This is a genomic window from Streptosporangiales bacterium, assembly GCA_009379825.1.
In the GTDB taxonomy this organism is placed as follows: domain Bacteria; phylum Actinomycetota; class Actinomycetes; order Streptosporangiales; family WHST01; genus WHST01.
In genome coordinates, this window is sequence record WHTA01000084.1 from 1 (window position 1) to 22,455 (window position 22,455).

22 protein-coding genes are annotated in these 22,455 nt (G+C 69.2%); 3 read left to right on the plus strand and 19 right to left on the minus strand.

The features are described 5' to 3' along the window. On the minus strand, positions 1-90 hold a 90-nt coding region (locus GEV07_26260), incomplete at its 3' end, for an IS5/IS1182 family transposase (protein MQA06070.1). 87 nt (positions 91-177) lie between these two features. Between GEV07_26260 and GEV07_26265 the strand changes: the two genes are divergently transcribed. Continuing rightward, positions 178-1,143 carry an ABC transporter permease gene (locus GEV07_26265; GenBank protein ID MQA06071.1) on the plus strand — a complete coding sequence of 322 codons (966 nt, stop codon included), beginning with the start codon at positions 178-180 and terminating at the stop codon, positions 1,141-1,143. A gap of 10 nt (positions 1,144-1,153) precedes the next feature. On the opposite strand, the gene GEV07_26270 is transcribed toward GEV07_26265, so the two are convergent. The 11 genes from GEV07_26270 to ftsE form a co-directional block, all read right to left on the minus strand. Beyond that, positions 1,154-1,945, minus strand: a complete 792-nt coding sequence (locus tag GEV07_26270) for an ABC transporter permease subunit (GenBank protein ID MQA06072.1) — start codon at positions 1,943-1,945, stop codon at positions 1,154-1,156. Between the two features lie 4 nt (positions 1,946-1,949). Then, positions 1,950-2,849, minus strand: a complete 900-nt coding sequence (locus tag GEV07_26275) for an ABC transporter permease subunit (GenBank protein MQA06073.1) — start codon at positions 2,847-2,849, stop codon at positions 1,950-1,952. Then, complete coding sequence (locus tag GEV07_26280) at positions 2,849-3,535, minus strand: RraA family protein (GenBank protein MQA06074.1); 687 nt, start codon at positions 3,533-3,535, stop codon at positions 2,849-2,851. The genes GEV07_26275 and GEV07_26280 overlap by 1 nt, the downstream gene beginning before the upstream one ends. A 44-nt stretch (positions 3,536-3,579) precedes the next feature. Beyond that, positions 3,580-4,686 (minus strand): ATP-binding cassette domain-containing protein, encoded by a 1,107-nt coding sequence (locus GEV07_26285; protein MQA06075.1) that lies wholly within the window; start codon positions 4,684-4,686, stop codon positions 3,580-3,582. A 141-nt stretch (positions 4,687-4,827) separates the two neighbouring features. Next, positions 4,828-5,754, minus strand: a complete 927-nt coding sequence (locus tag GEV07_26290) for an extracellular solute-binding protein (GenBank protein MQA06076.1) — start codon at positions 5,752-5,754, stop codon at positions 4,828-4,830. Between the two features lie 40 nt (positions 5,755-5,794). After that, positions 5,795-6,511, minus strand: coding sequence for an FCD domain-containing protein (locus GEV07_26295; GenBank protein ID MQA06077.1), 717 nt, complete (start codon positions 6,509-6,511; stop codon positions 5,795-5,797). A 75-nt stretch (positions 6,512-6,586) separates the two neighbouring features. Further along, positions 6,587-7,315 (minus strand): peptidase E, encoded by a 729-nt coding sequence (locus GEV07_26300; protein MQA06078.1) that lies wholly within the window; start codon positions 7,313-7,315, stop codon positions 6,587-6,589. 183 nt (positions 7,316-7,498) lie between these two features. After that, on the minus strand, positions 7,499-9,370 hold the full coding sequence (locus GEV07_26305; protein MQA06079.1) for a penicillin-binding protein: 1,872 nt from the start codon (positions 9,368-9,370) through the stop codon (positions 7,499-7,501). A 1-nt stretch (position 9,371) separates the two neighbouring features. Then, entirely contained in the window at positions 9,372-9,848 is a 477-nt protein-coding gene (gene smpB, locus GEV07_26310) for an SsrA-binding protein SmpB (GenBank protein MQA06080.1), read from the minus strand. A gap of 11 nt (positions 9,849-9,859) precedes the next feature. Next, positions 9,860-10,768: an FtsX-like permease family protein gene (locus GEV07_26315; protein MQA06081.1), complete on the minus strand. Its 909-nt coding sequence runs from the start codon at positions 10,766-10,768 to the stop codon at positions 9,860-9,862. A gap of 63 nt (positions 10,769-10,831) precedes the next feature. Beyond that, positions 10,832-11,521: a cell division ATP-binding protein FtsE gene (ftsE, locus tag GEV07_26320; protein ID MQA06082.1), complete on the minus strand. Its 690-nt coding sequence runs from the start codon at positions 11,519-11,521 to the stop codon at positions 10,832-10,834. A 235-nt stretch (positions 11,522-11,756) separates the two neighbouring features. On the opposite strand from ftsE, the gene GEV07_26325 reads away from it, so the two are divergent. Continuing rightward, positions 11,757-11,942, plus strand: coding sequence for a hypothetical protein (locus tag GEV07_26325; GenBank protein MQA06083.1), 186 nt, complete (start codon positions 11,757-11,759; stop codon positions 11,940-11,942). A gap of 11 nt (positions 11,943-11,953) precedes the next feature. On the opposite strand, the gene GEV07_26330 is transcribed toward GEV07_26325, so the two are convergent. Next, complete coding sequence (locus GEV07_26330) at positions 11,954-13,069, minus strand: peptide chain release factor 2 (protein ID MQA06084.1); 1,116 nt, start codon at positions 13,067-13,069, stop codon at positions 11,954-11,956. A 572-nt stretch (positions 13,070-13,641) separates the two neighbouring features. Continuing rightward, on the minus strand, positions 13,642-14,796 hold the full coding sequence (locus GEV07_26335; protein MQA06085.1) for an NADH:flavin oxidoreductase/NADH oxidase: 1,155 nt from the start codon (positions 14,794-14,796) through the stop codon (positions 13,642-13,644). 92 nt (positions 14,797-14,888) lie between these two features. Here GEV07_26335 and GEV07_26340 point away from each other — a divergent pair, with 92 nt between their 5' ends. After that, a complete protein-coding gene (locus GEV07_26340) occupies positions 14,889-15,557 on the plus strand; it encodes a cupin domain-containing protein (protein MQA06086.1) in 669 nt (222 codons plus the stop codon). Between the two features lie 10 nt (positions 15,558-15,567). Here GEV07_26340 and GEV07_26345 read toward each other — a convergent pair whose 3' ends face one another. The 5 genes from GEV07_26345 to GEV07_26365 form a co-directional block, all read right to left on the minus strand. Then, entirely contained in the window at positions 15,568-16,647 is a 1,080-nt protein-coding gene (locus GEV07_26345) for an FAD-dependent oxidoreductase (protein MQA06087.1), read from the minus strand. A gap of 35 nt (positions 16,648-16,682) precedes the next feature. Then, positions 16,683-17,936, minus strand: a complete 1,254-nt coding sequence (locus tag GEV07_26350; protein ID MQA06088.1) for an MFS transporter — start codon at positions 17,934-17,936, stop codon at positions 16,683-16,685. A gap of 154 nt (positions 17,937-18,090) precedes the next feature. After that, positions 18,091-19,695, minus strand: coding sequence for a hypothetical protein (locus GEV07_26355; protein MQA06089.1), 1,605 nt, complete (start codon positions 19,693-19,695; stop codon positions 18,091-18,093). After that, the gene (locus GEV07_26360) at positions 19,692-20,117 is read right to left on the minus strand and encodes a hypothetical protein (protein MQA06090.1); all 426 of its coding nucleotides are present in this window, start codon (positions 20,115-20,117) and stop codon (positions 19,692-19,694) included. Before GEV07_26360 ends, GEV07_26355 begins: the two co-directional genes overlap by 4 nt. A gap of 10 nt (positions 20,118-20,127) precedes the next feature. Beyond that, on the minus strand, positions 20,128-22,284 hold the full coding sequence (locus GEV07_26365; protein MQA06091.1) for a hydantoinase/oxoprolinase family protein: 2,157 nt from the start codon (positions 22,282-22,284) through the stop codon (positions 20,128-20,130). Between the last annotated feature and the right edge of the window lie 171 nt (positions 22,285-22,455).

Consider the following 22,455-nt stretch of genomic DNA (forward strand, 5'->3'; position numbering starts at 1 on the left):
GAACGGGCGCCCTTTCCGGCCGGTCGGACCCGGCAGAAACCCCTCGATCAACGCCCACTGACCATCCGAGAGCAACTGGAAACGCGACACACCACCACGATCCCAGCCAACAACCCGATCAATTACGAGACACGCCCTAGAGCTCGACGCCGGACGCTGCTGACCTGGGGTGGACTGGTGATCCTGGTCCCCCTGCTGGTGACGCTCGCCGTGACCGCGTTCACCTGGCCGAACGCACGGCTCGAACCGCGGGACCTGCCGATCGGCGTGGTCGGGCAGCCGCCCGCCACCGCGCAGCTCACCGAGCGGCTGGCCAGCCAGTCCGGCGCCTTCGAGGTGCACCTGTACCGCAGCACGGACGCGGCACGGGACGCGATCGAGGAGCGCGACATCTACGGGGCCATCGTGGTCTCCGAGGCCGGCGCGCCGACCGTGCTCACCGCCTCCGCGGCCAGCCCGATGGTGGCGTCCATGCTCACCCAGAGCGTCACCGAGAGCGTGCCGCCGCAGCTGCGGGCACAAGTAAGGACCGTCGACGTGGTGCCGACCGCCGAGGGCGACCCGCGCGGCACGCTGCTCGGCATCGCCGTGTTCCCCCTGATGCTGGCCGGGCTCGCCACCGGCGCGCTCGCCTTCTACCTCACCAGGTCGCTGCGGGACCGGCTGCTCGGCATGCTCGTCTCGTCCGCCGTCTCCGGCGTGGCCGTGGTGGCCGTCGTCCAGTGGTGGCTGGAGGGCCTGGACGGGGACTGGGTCGCGAACGCGGGCGTGCTCGCCCTGGTGACCTTCGCCATCGCCACCGCGGTCGCCGGCCTCGCCACGGTGGCCGGCCGGGCCGGTATCGGCATCGCCGGCCTGCTGTTCGTACTGCTCGGCAACCCGGCGTCCGGGATGGCGTCGCCGGAGATGCTGCCGCAGTGGTTCGCCTGGCTCGGCCAGCTGCTACCGCTAGGCACGGGCGGCAACCTGCTGCGCAGCGTCGCCTTCTTCGACGGCAACGCGATGGGCGGACCGCTTGCGGTGCTGATCGTGTGGGCGGCGATCGGCAGCATCCTGCTGACCGTACCCACGCTGGCGAAGCTCGCGAAGCGGGCGCAAAACCCGTCCGTGGTCGAGAACAACAGCCAGCTCAGCGCCGCCTGAGCACCGCCGCTCAGCGCAGTGCCCGGCGCAGTCCCACGGCGCGCTCGACGATGACCACCAACGCGACGGAGATCGCGATCAGCACCACGGAGAGCGCAGCCACCTGCGGGTCGGTGCGGTACTGCACGTAGCGGAAGATCTCGACCGGGAGCGTGGTGGTGCCCGAGCCGACGACGAACAGCGAGATCACCGCCTCGTCGAAGGAGATCAGGAACGCGATGACCGCACCCGCGAGCACCCCGGGACGCACCAGCGGCAGGGTGACCCGGAAGAACGTCGTCACCGGGCCAGCGCCGAGGATGCGGGCTGCCTCCTCGCATGACGTGTCCGCGGTCATCAGGCTCATCATCGTCGTCCGCACCACGTACGGCACGGTGATGCCGAGGTGTGCGAGCATCAGACCCGGGTACGTGCCGGTGAGGCCGAGCGGGGTCAGCACCAGCATCAGCGCGAGACCCAGCGTGATGGCGGGCACCATCAGCGGCGCGATGAACAGACCGGTGACGGCACCGCTGCCGCGGAACCTGTGCCGGTACAACGCGATCGCCGCAGGCACGCCCACCACCGTGGCGAGCACCGCCACCGCCACCCCGACGATCGCGGACACCCGGAACCCGGTGAGGAACGCCGTGTTGCTCGCGAGGTCGGCGTACCACTGCAGCGAGAAGCCCTGCGGCGGGAAGCGCAGGTACGGCTGGCTGTCGAAGGAGATGACGAGCACCACGATGATCGGCGCGAGCAGGAACAGGTACAGCACGGTGATCAGCGCGCGCCACGCGTAGCTTGCCGGACGTGATCTCATCGGCCTACGTCTCCAATGCGCGGACGGCGCGCTGGTAGCACGCGATGATCGCGCCGAAGAGCGCGAGCAACAGGACGGACAACGCGGCGGCGACCGGCCAGTTCAACGTCATCGTCGCCTGGTTGTAGATCTCCGTCGCGAGCACGAACAGCCGGCCACCGCCGACCAGTCGCGGCGTGACGAACGACGAGATGCACAGCACGAAGACCAAAAGTCCCGCGGTGAGCACCCCGGGCAGGCTGAGCGGCAGGGTCACCCGCCAGAACACCCGGAACCGGTTCGCACCCAGCGATCCGGCCGCGTTCTCCAGCTCGGCGTCCACCCGGCCGAACCCGGCGAGCATCGCCAGGATGGCGTACGGCATGAGGATCTCCACCAACGCGACGACCGCGCCGCCGAAGTTGTTGGTCAGCCGCAGCGGGGTGTCGATCAGGCCGAGGCTCTGCAGCCCACCGTTGATCACCCCCTGGTCGGTCAGGATCACCATCCAGCCGTACGTCCGCACCACCGCCGACGTCAGCAGCGGTGCGATCGCCAGCGCGATCAGCACCCCGCGCCAGCGCGACGTGGTGCGGCTGAGGAACAGCGCGATCGGGTACGAGACGATCAGCGCGAGCACCGTGACGAGCAGGCCGAGCTTGATGGTGTTCCAGATGACCTCCCAGAAGAAGCCATCCGTGACGACCCTCGTGTACGAGTGCAGCGTCACGGTCTCGATGATCGCCCCGCCGGACTGCCCACGGTTCAACGACATCCGTACCAACCACAACAGCGGCAGCACGAAGGTCAGGAAGAGCGCGAGCAGCCCGGGCAACAGCAATGCCGTGCCCAACCGGCGGGCGGAGCGACGCGCGATGCCGCCCTTGGCCGGCTCCGGTGGAGAGTGGGCATCGGCCGTCGTCATCAAGTCTCCTCGGCCAACTCGACACCCAGGCCGCTGAGCAGCCGCCTCGCCGCGGTGAGCTCCAGCAGCGTCGCGCCGGCGTGCAGCTTGGCCAAGGTGCCGGGCTCCGCGGCGTCGGAGGCCGCGGCGCGGTCGAGCACGGCAGCCACGTCGGCGGGCGCGGCGAGCAGCACGCCGTTGTCGTCGCCGCTGACCAGATAGCCGGGCTCTACCGGCGATCCGCCACAGGTGATCGGCACGTTGATGCCGCCGGCGTCGATACCGTGCAGCTTCGTGGTGAGCGCGGAGGTGCCGCGCGCGTACACGCTCAGGCCGAGCTCGCGCAACGTGCCGACGTCTGTGCAGACGCCGTCGATCACGACACCGACCGCGCCCGCGGTGGCGAGCGCGTGCCCGACGACGCCGCCGACGGGTGCGTGCCTGCCATCGCCACCGGTGTCCACGACGACCACGTCGCCCGGCCCGACCATGGACGTCACCTGGTGCACCAGCGTCGAGTCGGTCGCCGTGATCCGCACCGTCACCGCCCGGCCGACCATGCGCCCTGACCCGGCGAGCCGGCGGATCGCCGGATCGGGGAACCCGGCTTCGAGGAAGTGGCCGAACGTCGGTACGTCGACCTCGGCGACGGCCTCGGCGAGACCTGCCGGCAACTGCGGTGCGCTGCGATTGATGACCAATGCCACGGGGGCGGCTCCTTCTCCTGGTACGTGCTTGTCGGGCTGACTGCTCAAGACGGCAGGACGAGAGCGTCCTCTGGCCGCCAACTCACCGTGACCTTCTCCCCCGGCGGGAACACCGTGCCCTCACCGGTGAGCGTCTCGGCGACCAGCCGGTGCCCGTCGACGTCGACGGTGGTCGAGACCATGTCACCGGTGTAGCTGCGCGCGACGACCGTGCCCTGCAGGCCGCCGGCTTCCTCCTCCGCCACGGTGACCCGGTGCGGACGCACCAGGACGGTGACCTCGCCCTCCGCCGGGTGCGGTGCGGTCACCGGCTGCGAACCGAGACCGTCCACGTCGACGGTCGCGCGGCCGGACTGGCAGTCGACGACGTGGCCGGGCAGCAGGTTCGCCCGGCCGATGAAGTCGGCGACGAATTTGCTCGCCGGCCGCTCGTAGATCTCCTCGGGCGTACCGACCTGCTCCACGCGACCCTGCGAGATGACCGCGACGACGTCCGCGATCGACAGCGCCTCGTCCTGGTCGTGGGTGACGAAGACGGTGGTGATGCCGGTGCGTTGCTGGATGTCGCGGATCTCCGCCCGCATCTGCTCACGCAGCTTCGCGTCCAGGTTGCTCAACGGCTCGTCGAGCAGCAGCACCGTCGGCTCGACCACGAGTGCGCGCGCGAGCGCGACCCGCTGCTGCTGGCCGCCGGACAACGCGGTGATCTTGCGCCGCGCGAGGTGGCGCAGCTGCACCTGCTCGAGCGCCGCCTCCACCTTGCGCTGCCGTTCCTCCCTGCCCACCTTGCGCATCTCCAGCCCGAACGCGACGTTGCGCGCCACGTCCAGATGCGGGAACAGGGCGTACGACTGGAACACCATGCCCATGCCGCGGCGGTGTGCGGGCGTGTGGGTCAGGTCGACACCGCCCACCTCGATCCGTCCCGCGGTGGGATCGATCAGCCCGGCCACCATGCGCAGCGTCGTGGTCTTGCCGCACCCGGACGGCCCGAGCAGGGCCAGCAACTTGCCCGGCTCGATGGACAGGTTCACGTGGTCGACCGCCGGCTCCGTCTGGCCCGGGTAGGTCTTGACCAGGTCGTGCAGGGAGAGCTGCGCACCACTGGCCGGTGGCCGCTCCGCTTCCGCGTCCGTTACCGCAGTCGCCATCTCAGCCTCCGATGATGTCGCGACGCCACTGCTCGGTCCAGGCATCACTGCGCTTGCTGACCCAGTTCCAGTCCACGTCGAGCATCTGCTTCTGCCGGTCGGGACTGGTCGCCGTACGCTCGGCCGCTTCCGCCGAGATCTTCACTTGCCGTTGGTGGGCGCGTAGAACATGGTCTCGCTGAACGACTTCTGCGCTTCCTTGCCCAAGGCGTAGTTCATGAAGGTCTGCGCAGCCTTCGGGTGTTCGCTGTTCTTCGTCAGGTTGATGGTGTTGACCTGGAAGACGCTGCCCTCGTCCGGGATGGCCACGCCGAGCTTGCCCTTCGAGGTGTCCTGGTAGACCTGGCCGCGTGCGTTCCACCCGATGGCCATCGTCGCCGATCCCTGCGTGATGAGGGAGTACGAGTCCGGCTGCGGCTCCCACGTCTGCACCGAGCCGCTGAGGTCGGACAGCCGCTTCACCGCCGGGTCGATGGACTTGCGGTAGTCCGCGCCCTCCATCTTGCAGGTGATCATCGCCAGCGCATGCCCCTGGATGTCGGGCGCGGCCGGGATCGCGATCTTCCCCTTGTACGCCGGGTCCCACAGCGCTTCCCAGCTCGTCGGGGCCTTCTTCACCTTCTTCGTGTCGTAGAGCAGCACCAGGTTGTCGTACGTGACGGCGGGCCCGAAGTTGCCCGGTGTGCGACCCTGCGCGGTGACGTCCTTCATGTTCGGCACCGCCTTCGGGTCGAGCTTCTCGAAGACCCCCTCGGAGTTGCCGGTCGCGGCCACCGACGTGTCCATGATCGCGACGTCGTTGGTCGGGCTGGACTTCTCCGAACGCAGCGTCGCGAGCATCTCCGCCGAGCTCTGCGCCGGCCGGAAGGTGACCTTGATGTTGGGGTACTTCTCCTGGAACGGCTCGATCACCGCCTTCTGGTACTTGTCCTGGAAGATCGCGGCGTACCCGATCACGGTCACCTCGCCTTCCGTAGCGGAGTCGGTGGCGCCATCGGATGATCCGCAGGCAGTGAGCGGGAGGGCCAGCGCGGCGAGCGCGGCCATGACACGAGGACGGAGTCGCATGGATCTCTCCTATGGGGAGGACGGGGGCTGCGGCGGTCGATCAGAGGGCAGTCGACGGTGCCTGCTCTGGCTTCAGGGCCTGGAGTCGGAGTTGACGTTCTTGGGAGACGAAGACATGGCGGCGTGCCTCGGCCGCGGCGCGCTCCGGATCACGGCTGCGCAGCGACTCGACGATGCGACGGTGGTCATCGGGGACACCCTCGAGCCCGAGCACCTTGTGCGCTACGTACCACAGCCGTAGCGAGCCACAGTTGAGATTGCCAACTGCTTCGGCGAGGAACCTGTTGTCCGAGCCGTGCGCGATCGCCAGGTGGAGCCTGTGGTCGAGCTCCACGGCCTCGTAGACCTCACCGGCTTCCGCGGCGCGTTCCAGTTCGGCGCACATCCCGTCGAGCTCGGCGAGCTCGGCGTCGGTGATGCGTTCCGCGGCCAGGCGCGAGACCGGCTCCTCGAGCACGAGCCTGGACTCGTACAGCCGGCCCATCTCGAACGGCCCGACCTCGCGGACGTAGGCCGTACGCCGCGGCGGCCAGACCACGAACTGCTCGAGAGCCAGCCGCTTGAGTGCTTCCCTGATCGGCGTACGCCCCGTGTCGAAACGCCGCATCAGGTCCGCCTCGTCCAGCGGCGCGTTCGCCCGGATTTCACCGACGACGATGCCGCGACGCAGCGCCTGGTACGCCTGGTCGGACTTCGTCACCGGATCCCTCACCGCCGTACCCCCGATATATTTTGGATGTAGAGAGGATGCATGCACGTTGCCCGGGCGTCAAGAGTCAGCTACCTGCCGTTACGAGAGCAACCACCGCGCGGGCGGCGGGACCGGGGCGGGTTAGCGCACCAGGCGTGCGTCGAGCTGGGTTTCCTTGGCTACACCGGTTGCGTCGGGTTCGACGTGGTAGGCGCTGGCGTCGGGTACTTCGGCCACTACGTCGACCAGCTCGGTGCCGACGTAGTGCAGGCCGACGCCGTTGTCCGTCGCGTACCCGGGCTTCAGCGTGCCTTCGGCGACCAGCCGGTGGTACAGCGGGCGACGCTGCGCCTCGGCGTCGTAGTGCGGGCAGTTCGAGTACGGCAGGAAACCGAGGCAGTTGGTGATCGGCTCCAGGTCGAGGCCGAACGAGTCGGTCGTGCCGCCTGAGTGCCAGCACAGGGAGCCCGCGCTGACACCGGTCAGCACGACGCCGGCCTCCCAGCACTCGCGCAGGATCTCGTCGAGGTGGTGCACCCGCCACAGCGCGAGCAGGTTCGCCGTGGAGCCGCCGCAGACCCAGATGACGTCCTGGGCGAGCAGGTGTTTGCGGTAGTCCTTGTGGTTCGGCATGTCGAAGACCGTCAGGTGGCTGGTGTGCACGTCCGCGCTCGCGCCGACCGCGTCGTGCCAACGCGCGATCATGCCCGTGTCATCGCCCACCGCGGTGAAGATGCCGCAGATCTTCGGTGTCCGCACTTCGGACAGCCGCAGCGCCTCGTTGATCAGACCGGAGCGGTCCAGGAACCGGACACCCGGGCGAGCCTGGAGGCCACCGCTGGTAGCGAGGATCTGCGGAGGACGGGGCATCGCGATGTCTCCTGTCGATTCCGCCCGGCCAGTAGCGTCACCGGGCTACGACAGTAGCCCCGTTATTGGTCACCTGAGCGACAACGCCCCAACGCCAGGTCTTCTAGCCAACGCCTGTCACTCTAGGCATTGGCGTCCGAGGGCGCCGCAAGTGTCTGACATGCCGCAATCTGACCAACACGATCAGTTGTGACGTAGGAACGTCTTCGCGATCGGCACGGCCGCGCGGCCGCCGACGCCGCCGTCCTCGACCAGGACGGCGAACGCGAGGTCGCCGCGGTAGCCGATGAACCAGGCATGGGTACGTGGCGGGTCTTCTGACCCGTACTCGGCGGTGCCCGTCTTGCCCGCCACGCCGGACATGCCGGCGAGCCCGTTAGCCGTCCCGTCCGTCACCACGCCGCGCATCAGCGAGCGCAGGGTGCGCGCGTCCTGCGGGTCGAGCCGGCGCGGCTTGTCCTGCTCACCGGGATCCGGCTTGGTGACCAGCACGGGCGGGCGCCAGGTGCCGCTGCGTGCCGCGGCGGCGACCGTGGCCATGGTCAGCGGGCTGGCGAGGACGCGGCCCTGGCCGATCGACGCGGCTGCGTGCTCCGTCGCGTCGCGCGGCTTCGGCATCTGGCCGGAGTAGCTCGGCACGCCGAGCGAGTACTCGGCGCCGAACCCGAACGTACGTGCGGCGTCGCGCAGTTCGGCACCGGACAGCTTCCTGGCCAGCCGGATGAACGCGGTGTTGCACGAGATGGCGAAGTCCTCGCGGAAGCTCGGTGAGCCGGCCGCCTCGCCCTCGAAGTTGCGGAACTGCTTGCCGCCCTCGGTGATCGTCGGCGGGCACGGCACGGTGGTCTGCGGCCGCAGCGACGTGTTGTCGAGCAGGGCCGCGGTCGTCACCGCCTTGAACGTCGAGCCCGGCGGGTACTGCCCCACAAGCGCGCGGTTGAACGAGTCGTCGACCGGGCGGTTGGCGACGGCGAGCACCTTGCCGGACGACGGCCGCACCGCGACGAGCGCCGCCGGTTTGCTCGTCGTGTCGAGCGCGCGTTCCGCGGCGTCCTGCACGGACTCGTCGATGCTGGTACGTACGGCGTGGCCGCCGCGGCCGGCGAAGGTGGCGAGCGTCTTGCGTTTCACGCCGCGGTCGTCGACGACCTGCACCCAGCCCTTCGGCACACCGGCGAGGCGGCGTTCGTACTCGGCCTGCAGGCCGGCACTGCCGACGTTGTCCGCCGACGTGTACGGCGAGCCGAGCTCCTTCAGCCGCTCCGCCGTCACCGGACCCACGGTGCCTAGCAGCTGCCGCGCGTAGCCCCGGGTCTTCGCCAGCGGCCGGTGTTCCGTGCGGAACTGGACGCCTGGCAGGTCGTGGATGTCCTTCTTCGCCGCCTCGTAGTCCGTACTGCGCAACGTGATCAGCGGCACGAAGTTCTCGCGCGGCGACTTCTCGATCAGCTCGGCGTTCTGTTCGGCGTCGATGCCGATCTCGCGCTCGAGGATGCGAAGGGTGCGCGCCTCGTTCTTCATCGCGGCGGGCACCACACCCACCACGACGACGCTGCGGTTGAGCATCAGCCGACCGCCGCCGGCGTCATAGATCGGCGCACGGGAAGGGAACTGCCTCGCCAGCCACAGCCGCCACTTCTGCTTGAGCTGCGGATGGATCACGGTCGGCGCCCACACCACCCGCCAGCGACCGTCCACCTCCCGCAGCGCGAGCCGTCCCCGGTACGACCACTCGACGCCCAGCGTCTGCAGTCGCATGGTGGCCCGGAAGGTCGCCGTCGCTTCGCCCGAGTCGCCCTCGGTGACGTCGCCGAGGCGCAACCGCGGCCGGCCCGCCTGCAGGTCGTCGAACGCGCCGTCGAGACGCTTCGCGACCTCCTTGGGCGCCGCATCGGTGAGACGGCCCGCCGCCTGCCCTTCGCCGCGCTGCCACGCGCTGAGGAACGACCGCGCGGTGCGTTCGGCGTCCGACTCACCGCACGCCACCAGAAGGGTCGCGAGCAGGGCGCCGACGAGCGTGGCCGCGCACAGGCGGCGCACGGTGTCGCGCGGCATCCTACTTTGCACCGCGGTTGCGCACCCGCTCCGCACGTTGCATCTCGCGGTTCGCGTCGCGTTCTGCGATGGCCTTCCGCTTGTCGTACGCGCGCTTGCCGCGCGCCAGGCCGATCTCGATCTTCGCCTTGCCGTCCTTGAAGTACAGCGACAGCGGGACGATCGTCACCCCGGCGTCCTTGACGGTGCCGGCGAGCTTGTCGATCTCGTGCCTGTTGAGCAGCAGCTTGCGTGCCCTGCGGGGCTCGTGGTTGGTCCAGGTGCCCTCGGTGTACTCGGGGATGTGCACGTTCTGCAGCCAGACCTCGCCGTCGCGCACGGTGGCGAAGCCGTCGACCAGGGACGCACGCCCCTGCCGCAGCGACTTCACCTCCGTGCCGGTCAGCACCATGCCGGCCTCGTACGTGTCCACCACGTGGTAGTCGTACCTGGCCTTCCGGTTCTGCGCGACGAGCTTGCGGCCCTTCTCCTTGACCATCAGGGCACGCCCTAGACCCGCAGATATCTTCGAATGGTGAAGAACGACGCGAGCATCGACAACAGCATGCCGGTGAGCAACAGCAGCGCCACGATCAGGTGCACGCTCTGCCAACTGAGGAACGCGAAGTTCATGAACTCCGGTTTCACCCGTACGTCCACGAACACCTTCAGCGAGTAGACCGCACTCGACGCCACCATGCCACCGAGCAAGCCGGTGACGGCTCCTTCGAGCAGGAACGGCATCTGGATGGCGAAGTTGGACGCACCGACCAGGCGCATGATGCCGGTCTCCCTGCGCCGGGAGAACGCGGCGAGCCTGATCGTGTTGCCGATCAGCAGGACCGCGGCGAGCATCCCGCAGGCCGCCAGGATCAACGCGCCGTTGCGCAACGCGTTCAACACGGCGAAGAACCGGCCGAGCACGGTCTTGAAGTCGGCCACCGAGGCGACGCCTGGCCGCCCCTTCACCGCTTCGGTCACGTACTCGTACTTCTGCGGGTCCTTCAGCTTCACCCGGAAGGAGGCCGGGATGTCGCCCTTACGGGCGTGCTCGGTGAGCGAAGGAGACTCCTTGAACTGCTGCTTGAACCGCTGGTACGCGGCTTCCTCGCTCTCGTAGTAGACCTTCTGTACTTCCGGCATGCCCTGGAGGGTGGACTTCAGCCGGCTCATCTGCTCGGCGGTCATCGGACCAGACTGGTCGCACGCCGGCAGCTTGGTCTCCTCGCCGCAGAGGAAGACGCTGACCTCGACCTTGTCGTACCAGTACTCCTTCATGGCGCCCACTTGCGCCCAGGCGAACAGGCCGACACCCAGCAGGGTCAGGGCCACCGCGGTCGTAACCAACACACCAAGACTCATGGTGAGGTTGCGCCGCAGGCCGATCCACATCTCGGAGAGGATGAAACTCAGTCGCATGGTGTCCTCGTCGTAAAAGCGCGGTGAAAGCGCCGATTCTGGCGCGCTCGCCGCTTCGTCAGGTCAGCTCGAGTAGCCGTATACGCCACGGGACTGGTCACGGACGACCTTGCCGAGCTCGAGCTCGACGACCCGCTTGCGCATCGAGTCGACGATCGCCGCGTCGTGCGTCGCCATCACTACGGTCGTGCCAGTGCGGTTGATCCGGTCCAGGATCTTCATGATGCCGATGCTGGTCGCAGGGTCCAGGTTTCCCGTCGGCTCGTCGGCCAGCAGGATCATCGGCCGGTTGACGAACGCGCGCGCGATACCGACGCGCTGCTGCTCACCACCGGAGAGGGCGTCGGGCAGCCGGTCGGCCTTGCCGTCCAGCCCCACCAGCTCCAGCGTCTCGGGGACCCAGCGCTTGATGAGCTTCTTGTTCTTGCCGAGCACCTCGAGCGCGAACGCCACGTTCTCCCAGACGGTCTTGTTCGGGAGCAGCCGGAAGTCCTGGAACACGCAGCCGATCTGGCGGCGCAGCTGTGGCACCTTCCAGCTGGACAGGCGGTTGAGCTCCTTGCCGGCGACGTGGATGTCGCCCCCGCTCGGCCGCTCTTCGCGTAGCACGAGCCGCAGGAACGTCGACTTCCCCGAGCCGGAGGCGCCGACCAGGAAGATGAATTCGCCCTTCGCCACCTCGACCGACACGTTCTGCAGGGCGGGGCGCTGTTGGGTGGCGTACACCTTGGACACGTCTTCGAAACTGATCACAATTGCATCACGACTCGCAGTTTAGGGGGTATGTCCGGATCTCGTCGGAGGCGGGGTCCCGTACCGGGCCGAAAGCTCGGGTCACGGCCATGACCAGGATTTCTCCTCGGTACCCACTCGGGGCGGGTGGGTGGCACCATGGAAGTCTAGGCCGCGGTAGGGCATTGTTGCAGGAGGGGGACCTCAGGCGAGTCCCGACGCGGCTAGCCAAGGGGGACGAGCGAAAGGCAGCACCGTGGGCCTCGATCAGTTGATCTGTGCGAACTGTGCTGGCCGAGTCATCGAAGGACGCTGCCCCAGCTGCCGGGAGTCCCGCACCGAGCTGCGGGAGAGCTCGAGGAACACCGCCCTCGTCTACGTGCTGCTGGCCGCACTCGCCCTGTTCGGGCTGGTCTTCGGCCTGGTCCGCAGCTTCGCCTAGCCTCAGCCCTTTCAGGACTGGGCGGCCGCGGTCTCCTGCTGCCGGCGCCAGCGGATCTCGGCCTCGATGAACGCGTCCAGGTCACCGTCGAGCACACCGTCGGTGTTCGACGTCTCCACCTCGGTACGCAGGTCCTTCACCATCTGGTACGGGTGCAGCACGTAGTTGCGGATCTGCGTACCCCAGCTGGTGGTCGCCTCGCCGCGCAGGCCGGCGATGGTGGCGGCCTCCTCCTGCTGCTGCCGCTCGAGCAGCTTGGCCTTGAGCACGTCCATCGCCCTGGCCCGGTTCTGCAGCTGCGACCGCTCGTTCTGACAGCTCACGACGATTCCGGTCGGCACGTGCGTGATGCGTACGGCGGAGTCGGTGGTGTTCACGCTCTGTCCACCGGGGCCCGACGACCGGTAGACGTCGATCCGTAGCTCGTCGTCGGGGACGTCGATGTGGTCGGTCATCTCGACGACCGGCGCCACGTCCACACCGGCGAACGAGGTCTGCCGCCGGTTCTGGCTGTCGAACGGCGAGATCCGCACCAGTCGATGCGTTCCGTGCTCGCCTCGCAACGTCCCGTACGCGAACGGAGCGTTCACGGTGAACGTGGCGGACTTCAGCCCGGCACCTTCTGCGTACGAAGTGTCGTACACGTCGACCGGGCAGCCCTTGCGCTCGGCCCAGCGCGTGTACATGCGGAGCACCATCTCGGTCCAGTCCGCGGCGTCCACGCCACCGGCCTGCGCGTTGACCGTGACCAGCGCGCCGCGCTCGTCGTACGGGCCGGACAGCAGGGTGCGCACCTCGAGCTCGCCGACCCGCGTGCCGAGCGCCCGCAGCTCCTGCTCCGCCTCGGCGAGCGTCGCGGCGTCGTCCTCGGCCGACGCCAGCTCGAACAGCACCCGCAGGTCGTCGATCCGCTCGCGCAGTGCGGCGAGCTTCTTGATCTCTCCCTGGAGGTAGGAGAGCTTGCTGGTGACCCGCTGCGCCTGCTCCGGGTCGTCCCACAGGCCGGGAGCCGCCGCCTGATCCTCCAGATCGCGAGCGGTGCGCTTCATCTCCTCGATGTCGAGCACGGCTTCGACGTCGCGCAACGTGCTCTCCAGCTCGTCGAGCGAAGGTGCGTCAGGATCAATGGCCACACCGTGCAGAGTAACAACCTCGCCACCGAGGGCCGCGGTCGCCAAAAATTTCTCCGCGAACCCGCGTCATGATCGCGCGCCATCCCCGTCCCATCACCAGAACCCAGCGACGAGCTGGCGGGGACCCGTAGTCGAGGGGTCTACGGGTACCCGCCGGCGCGGACCGGGGACGCAGGCGGCGGCGAGAGGACGGCGATCGTGGGGACTCAGGAACGAGGAGACGGTCGCACTACGGGTGACGGCGAGGACCGCGCGCCCGAGTCCGAGACACCGCGCGAGATCGACGGCAAGTGCTCACGGTGTGGCGGGAAGTGGCCATGCCTGCGCTGCCTCACCAGCACCCCGCCGTTCGTCCCGATCCGCAACAACTTCTAGCAGCCGCCTCGGCGACCGGCTGCTGGAGCAAGACGCGGGGCCGCACACGACGCCGTGCCCAAAACACGTGTGCGGTCCCGCCCGTCCACCGTGGCGAGCTGACAGACCTCGCCGCGGACCAGCGGTGGACCCGACGCCGTGGTGGTTCGCCGGCCGACCGGCCGGCGAACCACCGGCATCGGCCACACGCTTCAGTCGGCGACGCCGACGCGCTCCCGCATCTTCAACCACCACCCGTACGACGGCGGCCACATCCCCCACTCCGGGTCGGCGCCGAGCGCCTGCGCCGCGTGCACCGCCCAGTGCGGGTCGGTGAGCGCCTCGCGCCCGATGGCAACGAGATCCGCCCGACCCGCCCGCAGGATCGCCTCGGCCTGCGGGCCGTCGAGGATCACGCCGACGGCCATGGTCGGGATGTCGGTGCGGTTCCTGATCTCTTCCGCGTACGGCACCTGGTGCCCGCGGCGCATCTGCTGCCGCTTCTTCGCGAAGTCCATCATCGAGTTCTCCGCCCTGATGCCGCCGGACAAGCAGTCGATCAGGTCGACCCCGCGCCGCTGCAGCTCGCCAGCGAGCACGCAGCTGTCGTCGATCGTCCAGCCGTCGGTGCGGTCGTCCAGATCGCGGCGCCAGTCGACGCACGAGATGCGGAAGAAGATCGGCTTGTCCGCCGGCCACACGGCCCGGACCGCCTCGGCGATCTCGAGCGCCAGCCGCATCCGGCCCTCGCGGTCGCCGCCGTACGCGTCGGTGCGGTGGTTCGCCACCGGCGAGAGGAAGGAGTGGATGAGGTACCCGTGCGCCGCGTGGATGTCCAGCACGTCGAAGCCCGCGGCATCGACCCGCCTGGCCCCGTCGGCGTACTTGGTCACCAGCTCTTGGATCTCCGCGACGGTCATGGCGCGCGGCTGGTGCCAGCCGTCGATGGTGCGGCCGTCGGTCGAGCTGACCGGCTGCCACGGCGGCTCACCCTTCGCCGCCTCCGCGTCGCCGAGCGGGCCGAGGCCCTCCCACGGCCGCTGCCGCGCCGACTTCGGGCCGGCGTGGTGCAGCTGCGCGGCCGCCACTGCACCCTGCTGGTGCAGGAGGTCGGCGATCCGCCGCAACGGCGGCACGTGCTCGTCGGACCAGATGCCGCAGTCGCCGTACGTGTTGCGGCCGACGGGGTCGACGATCAGCGCCTCCGTCATCACGGTGCCCGCGCCGCCGACCGCGTACTTCGACAGGTGCTGAAAGTGCCAGTCGGTCGCCACCCCGTCGGGGCCGCTCATGTACATCTGCATCGGTGCGATGACGATCCGGTTCGGGAACGTCACGCCGCGCAGGGTGTACGGACTGAAGAGCATCGGTCGAGTACCCAGATCACTCACGGCAGACCTCCATCAGCTATAGTGTGCATTATAGTGAGCAACGCTGCAACAAAGTGAGGGATCGGATCTTGAGTCACTCGACGACGTGGACATCCGCCCCGGAAAGCGCCGACGAACCGTCACCGGTCGACGCCGCCACCGCCGACACCGCGATGCTCGGCCAACTGCTCCGCGACGCACGGCGCGATCGGGGGCTGTCGCTCAAGGCGTTCTCCGCCCAGTCGGGCATCAGCGAGGGGCTGCTCAGCAAGTTCGAACGCGGCAGCGGCAACCCGTCGCTGCTCACCCTGCAGAAGATCGCGGCGACCCTCGACATCAGGCTCAGCGACCTGTTCCACCAGGTGCCGTCCGCCGGCTACGGCCACGGCGACACGGAGGGCGGTGCGTTGCGGCCGGACCAGTGCGCGATCGTACGCAACGACGACCGCAAGCGACTGGTGATCCCGTACGAGGGACTCGTCTACGAGCTGCTCTCCCCCAACCTGCAACGCGACCTGGCGATGATGCACTGCGAGGTGCCGGTCGGCTTCGACGGCAGCGCCCGGCCGTTCCAGCACAAGGGTGAGGACACGGTGCACGTCCTGACCGGCAGGTTCGAGGTCCACGTCGCGCACGAGTCCTACGTGCTCGAGCCCGGGGACACCGTCACGTTCCAGTCGTCGCTGCCGCACTGGTGGAAGAACGTCGGCGACGTACCTGTGACGGTGATCTGCGTGAACTCGCCGCCGTCGTTCTGAGCCGGCCATCTCAGCACGCCATGCTGCGGTCGGCGGCCAGGAACGCCACCGGCAGCGCGGTGCCGTCGGTCAGCGCCAGGTCGGCGGCCGCGTCGCCGATGGCGGGCGAGATCTTGAAGCCGTGCCCGGAGAACGCCGCGAGGAACACCACGTTCGGTACGCCGGACATGCTGCCGACCAACGGGTGCCGGTCCGCCGAGTACGCCTCCATGTACGCACCGAGCCTGGTCGGCTCCTCGTGCAGCCCGGGCAGGTGGGCGCGGATCACGCGCCTGAAGTCGTCGAGCTCCTCCGGAGCCACCGCCCGGTCCAGCCGGTTCGGGTCGTCGACGGACCTGTGCAGCTCCGCGGTGAGGCCGAGCTTCATGGTCAGCCCGTCGGGCGACGGCACCCCGTAGAAGCCCGGCGACGAGGCACGGATCAGCGCCGGCAGCGCCGCGGCGTCGCGGACGGGCGGCTGCCACGGGTGCCAGAAGCTGAGGTTGCGCCGCACGTCCACCGGCAGGCCGAGCTCGGGGAAGAGCTGACCAACCCAGGCACCCGCGGCGACCACAGCGCGGTCGAAGCGCTGCACCCCGCCGTCCGTCACGATGTCCACGCCGTCGTCGCACGCACGCACTTCGGTCACCGTGGTGTAGCGGTGCAGCCGGGCGCCGAGCTGCTCCGCGCGCAGTGCAGCAGCGACGACGGCGAGCGGCGCGTGGATGCACCCGCCACCGCGGTCGAACACCGCCCGCTCGTCCGGCGCGAGCCGGTAACCGGGGAACCGCGCGGCCACCTTGCCGGCGGACAGCTCCTCGAGGTCGGCGCCCGACTGCGGGAGCGTCGGGTCCTCCGCCTGCCCGACGAGCAGGCACCCGGTGAGGTCGCGCAGCTGTCGACCCGACTCGCGCTCGAGCTGCCGCCACAGCGCGTCGGCGTGCCGCAGCAGCGGTACGTACTCCGCGCCCTCGGACGCAGCGAACCGGAAGATCCGGGTGTCGCCGCCGGCGCCGCTGCGGTCGTGCCCCGGCGCGAACCGGTCGAAGCCCACGACCTCGGCACCGCGGGCAGCCAGCCGCCACATGGCCTGGCTGCCCACGGTGCCCATGCCGACGACGGCCACCCGCGGCCGCCCGGACGCCGTCACAGCCGCGCCGCCAGCTCACCGGTCTCGGAGAGGCTGTGCCTGATCTTCGCCGAGCTGATGAAGCGCCTGGCCAAGAGCACCGCGACGAGCGAGAGCACGGAGAGGAACGCGAGGTAGTACGAGACCGCGAGGTCGCCGAACCTCGACGTCAGCCACACCCCCACGATCGGCGCGGTCGAGCCGATCGCCGTCGTCACCACGTTGTACGTCAGGCCACTCGCCGTGCCTCGCACGTCCGGCGGGAACACCGACACGAACATGGTGGTCAACGGTCCCATGGTGGCGCCGAGACCGACCGCGTAGAGCGCGAGCGCGACGTACGCCAGCCCGGCCTGCCCGCTGCCCACCAACATGAAGATGGGCACGATGCTCGCGGCCGTGAACGCGTAACCGAGGATCAGCATGTTGCGCTCGTGGATTCGGTCGGCGATGATCCCGGCCAGCACCAGCACCGGGCACACCGCCAGGTTCCCGAACGCCAGCATCGAGTACGACCCGACGTCGGAGAAACCCTTCAGGATCAACGCCGGCACGAGGTACACGCTGAGCACGAACGTCGAGCCACGGTTCCCCGCGCCGAGCACGAACATGAGCAGCATGGCCTTCCACTGCGTCCGCACCGCGTAGCTGAACGGCTTCTGCTCGACGTTGAGCTCCGCCTGCTTCTCCTTCACCCACTGGAACTCCGGGGTGTCCTCCAACCGCTTCCGCATGTAGAGCCCGATCCCCGCCAGCGGCAAGGCGATCAGGAACGCCACCCGCCAGCCCCAGGCGTGGAACGTCTCCTCGCTCATCATGGTGGCCAGCGCCGCGGCCACCAGACCGGCGAGGCCGAAGCCGGCGAACGCACCCACGGCGGTGTAGCCGCCCAACCGGTTCTTCCTGTTGTCCGGTTGGTGTTCCAGCAGGAAGGCCGCCGTCGTCGTGTACTCGGCGCTGGCGCCGATGCTCTGCACCACCCGCATGAGCACGAGCAGGATGGTGGCCGCGACACCGATCTGCGCGTACGTGGGGAGGAAGCCGATACCCGCGGTGCCGAGCGACATGCCGGCGATGGTGAGGATCAGCGTGTTCCGCCTCCCCCAGGTGTCGGCGAACCGGCCGATGATCGTGCCGGCGATCGGGCGGACGAGGTAGCCGACGGCGTAACCGGAGAACGCGGCGATCAGGGCGACCGTCTGGTCTTCCGAGGGGAGTAGTGCACCGCCATGATCGCGGCCAACACCCCGTAGACGGCGTTGTCGTACCACTCGACGAGGTTGCCGATCAGGGCCGAGCCGAGCACGCGGCGATAGACAGGTGCGGGCACTGACAGGTCTGGGCGGGGTTCGATCGGTTGGTCAGTTTGCATCGCTGGTCCCGATGTCCGTTGGAATATGGATCCCCGTGGTTCCGACCCGCCTGTCAGTCGGCGGTGTTCGGCAAGTACAGCGACTCCGTCGACCCTGGCGGGCCGAAGGCTTGCAGGCCGCGTTCCACGGCGGCGATCGCCGCGTCGATCTCCTTCCCCGTGACGGTGTCGGCGGTTGCGTCCAGGTGGGCGTAGATGCTCGCCTGCGCCCACCGGCGGACGGACGGATGCAGTCGTGGCAGCCACTCGGCCACCCGGTCGGCCACGTCGCCGTACCTGGCCTCCCAGCCGGTGCGGCCGGGTCCGTAGTCGAACTGTCCGTGGCGGGCGTCCATCCCGGCGCGCGCGGCGGCGGTCGCCGCCGTATCGACGTCCCCTGCCTGGTCCACGACCACGCCGTAGGCGTCCCTCGCGCGCTCGGCGCTGACCAGACCGTCGAAGAAGTCGTCCGCGACGGACTGCGGCTCCCGGTCGACGGCCGGCCCCTGACCGCCACCGCCGCCGGAGACGAAGTGGATGACGTCGGCAGGGCCCGGACCGTAGACGGAGTCCTTGCCGATGTCGAGGAGGGAACCGTCCTCGACGGCGACCGTGCACTTCGCCGTGGTACCCGCCTGGCCGCCGTCGGCGCCGAAACCGCTGAACCGGTGCCGATCCTGGCCGCGCATCACGAAGACCGCGTCCGGGTGGTGCACCTGCAACGCGTACTCGAGACCGAAGCCGCCGCGCAGACGGCCAGCGCCCTCGCTGTCCGGACGCAACCGCAATGCATGCACGGTGACCGGGCACTCCGCCTCGAGCACCTCGACGGGCACGCTCCGCAGGAACGCCGCCGCCAGGTTGACGGCCGACTCCCCGTCGAGGTTCATGCCGCCGCCGCTGCCGCCTTGCACCGGGTTGGCCACCACCACTCGTCCTGGCTTGCCCAGCTCCGATGTGGAGATGTAGGTGATGACGCTCTGGTCCGCCCCGCCCGCAGGCACGAGTTGCGGAACCGCCTTGTTCAGCGCGCCGAGCACGGCCTCCTGGATCCGGCACGCGGTCGAGAAGCGCATACCGCAGGCCGCCGGGTACGAGGAGTTCACCACCGAGTGCTCGGGCATGGTGAGGTCGATGCAGCGGTGGATGCCGCCGTTGTAGTGCAGACCGTGCCCGTGGGTGACCACGAAGTTGACCAGCCCCAGGCAGAGGAACGGGTGGTGCCGGTTGCCGCCCGTCGGGAGGTTGATGGCGGCCCGCACCTGCGGGTCGGAGCCGCTGAAGTCGAGGCCCACCGTGCCGTCGTCGCGTACGGTCAGCTCCACCTGGATGCGCACCGGCAGGTCGCTGACGTAGTCGTCCTCGAAGTACTCGGTGAACGAGTAGCTGCCTACCGGGATCTCGGCCAGCACCTGCCGGGTGAGCGCCTCGGTGTTGTCGAGCGTCCGGTACATCGACTCCTGCACGGCATCCAGGCCGTGTCGCTCGATCAGGCCGTGGATCCTGCGGTCACCGACCTTCAGCGCGGAGAGCATGGCGGAGATGTCGCCCCAGTTGAGCTCGGGGATCCTGCTGTTGTCGGCGAAGATGTTCCAGACGTCCTCGTTGAGCTCGCCCTGGCGTACGAGCTTGGTCGGCCGCAGCCGGATGCCCTCCTGGAAGATCTCGTGGTTCCTCATGTGGATGCTGCCCGGCACTGCGCACCGACGTCGGTGCAGTGGATGAACGCCCACGCGAAGCACAACAGCTCGCCGTCGACGAACACCGGCCGGAAGACGTAGAGGTCGTTGAGATGCATCACCATCCCGCCGGTGAGGTACGGGTCGCTGGCGATCGCCACGTCGCCTTCCGCCCAGTCGTCGAACGCCGTGGTCCCCGCGGCCATCGGGATGCCGACGAGCGGCGTCGCGCCCATCGCGTACGGGGCCGCGAACATCTCGCCCTCAGGCGTGAGCAGGCCGGTGGAGAAGTCCTGCGTCTCCTTGACGAACGTGGTGTGTGAGGAGCGCAGCAGCACCCAGGCCATCTCGTCGACGACGGCGCGGTAGAGGTTCGCCAGCACTTCGACGGTCGTCGCATCGGTCGTCTTGGTGGTGGACATCAGCACACCCTCACTTCTGTCGGTTCAGCGTGATGTTCAGCGAGCTGTGGACGTGCGCTGTCCAGCCCCCGGGGACGAACGTGGTGGTGTCCATCTGGTCGATGATGGCCGGCCCGTCGGTCGTGGTGTCCGCCGCGAGATCCGGGCGTTGGTAGACGGCGGCGCTGAACTCCCGGCCACCGAGCCGCACGTCACGATGCCCCTGCGGCTGCGACGTGCCTTCGACCGCCGACGGCTTGCTCTCCACCTTGGGGATGACGCCGATCACGTGCGCCCGCAGCTCGTTCAGCCACGCCGCGGCGTCCTTGCTCGAGTGCCCGTACGCGGTCTCGTGCGCGGTGTGGAACGCGTCGAGGATCGCGGGGATGTCCGCCTCCTCCAGCCACTCGGCGAACACCGGCACGCTGACGTCGTAGCCCTGGCCGTCGTAGCGCATCTCTGCGGAGAACTGCACGACGATCTCCGGCAGCTTCAGCTCGCTGTTCTGCGTGGCGATCCAGGCGTCGATCTGCTGCTTCAGCGCGGCGACGTGGGTCGCGAGCGCGTCGCGCGACAGCTCGTCGGTCGTCTGGTAGACGGGCTCGAGCAGGTCGCCTTCCAGGTTGCTCTGCGCCGCGCCGAAGGCGCTCAATGCGCCTGGCGTGTGTGGGATGAGCACCGACCGGATGCGGATCTCGTCGGCGAGCAGCGCGGCGACGAGCGGACCGGCCCCGCCGTACGCGACGAGGCGGAACTCGTCGGCGTCGATGCCGCGCTTCGACAGTACGTTCATCGACTCGGCCGCCATCATGGAGATCGCGATCCTGATCGCGCTGTCTGCGGTCTCCGCCGCGGTGCCTGCACCCAGCTGGGCCAGCGCCGACGCCGCGGGTTCCGCCTGCAACGGCAGCCGGCCGGCGAGCTGCTGACCCGCGCCGAGCAGGCCGGCGACGAGGAAGGCGTCGGTGAGCGCGGCGTGCGTCGCGTCCGGGTTGCCGTAGCAGGCCGGTCCTGGATCGGCACCGACGCTGCGTGGCCCCACCTTCAGGGTGTCGTTCTGCCGCCAGATGATGGACCCGCCACCGGCTCCGATCGCCGACACGGCGATGGACGGCAGCAGCAAAGGGAACTCCGCGATGTGCTCCTCGCTGCTGAGCACCGGCTGGCCGGCACGGATGACGCCGATGTCGGCGCTGGTGCCGCCCATGTCGACGGTGAGCAGGTCGGCGTCCGCCCATCCCGTCTCCGCCGCCGCAAGCGCAGCGCCGGTGACCCCCGCTGCCGGACCGGAGAGCAACGCCGCGACCGGGCGGTGCCTGAGCGTACTGAGCAGCTCGACGCCGCCGTTGGAGCGCGCGATCCGCGGCGCGGTGGTGATGCCGAGCTCGCGCACGCCGTCGATCAGGTCACCGGCGTACTTCGCCACCGTCGGCTGCACGAACGCGTTCATCGACGCCAACGTCGCCCGCTCGTACTCACGGGCCTGCGGCCACACCGCACTGGACGTCTGCACGGAAAGCTCGGGGAAACGCTCGGTGACCAGTGCGGCGGCCCGCTCCTCGTGCGCCGGGTTCCGGTAGCTGTGCAGGAAGCAGACCACGATCGTCTGGACGCCCTGCGCGGCGAGCTCCGCCGCAGCGTCGACCACGTCGTCCTCGTGCAGCGGCTGGAGCACGTCACCGGTGACCGTCATGCGTTCCCGCACCTCGCGGGTCGCTCCCCTGCGGATCAGCGGTGCGACGCGCCGCGAGTCGAAGCGCATCGGGTGCGGCAGCGCGAACCGGCCGAGCGTCAGCACGTCCCGCATCCCCTTGGTGACGAGCATTCCCACGACCGCGCCGGTGCGTTCGATGACCGCGTTGGTGGCCACCGTGCTGGAGTGGGTGTGGTGCATGGTGCTCCACCCGGCGATGGCCGCGCCCGGACGCGCCTTCAGCTCCGCGATGCCGTTCAGCGTGGAGTTCGCCGGCTGCTGCTTCGTGCTCGGCACCTTCACGCAGTGCATCTCACCGTCGTCGTCGTAGAACAGCAGGTCGGTGAAGGTGCCGCCGACGTCGACGCCGAGGTAGCAGCTGGAGAACGCCGCGTCCTCCGGATCTTCGGTGAGGGGCATCGGCCGTCCTTTCCGTGGCGGAGTGGGACCGGGCTCCGTCGCTCGCACAGCCGCGCCGGCGCGGGCAGCGAACATCGAGCAGTGCGGGGAAATCGTTGCCCCGCGGGCTGTCGCACGAATCAGGCTCTGGATCCGCGTTTCGTGGGCGCCCGTGGTCCGTGGCGGTCGGAAGAATCGGTGCGTGGCTTACAACTTCGCGGTGTGTGATCGTGAGCAGCTGATGTTGATGCCGCCGTCGATGGCGGA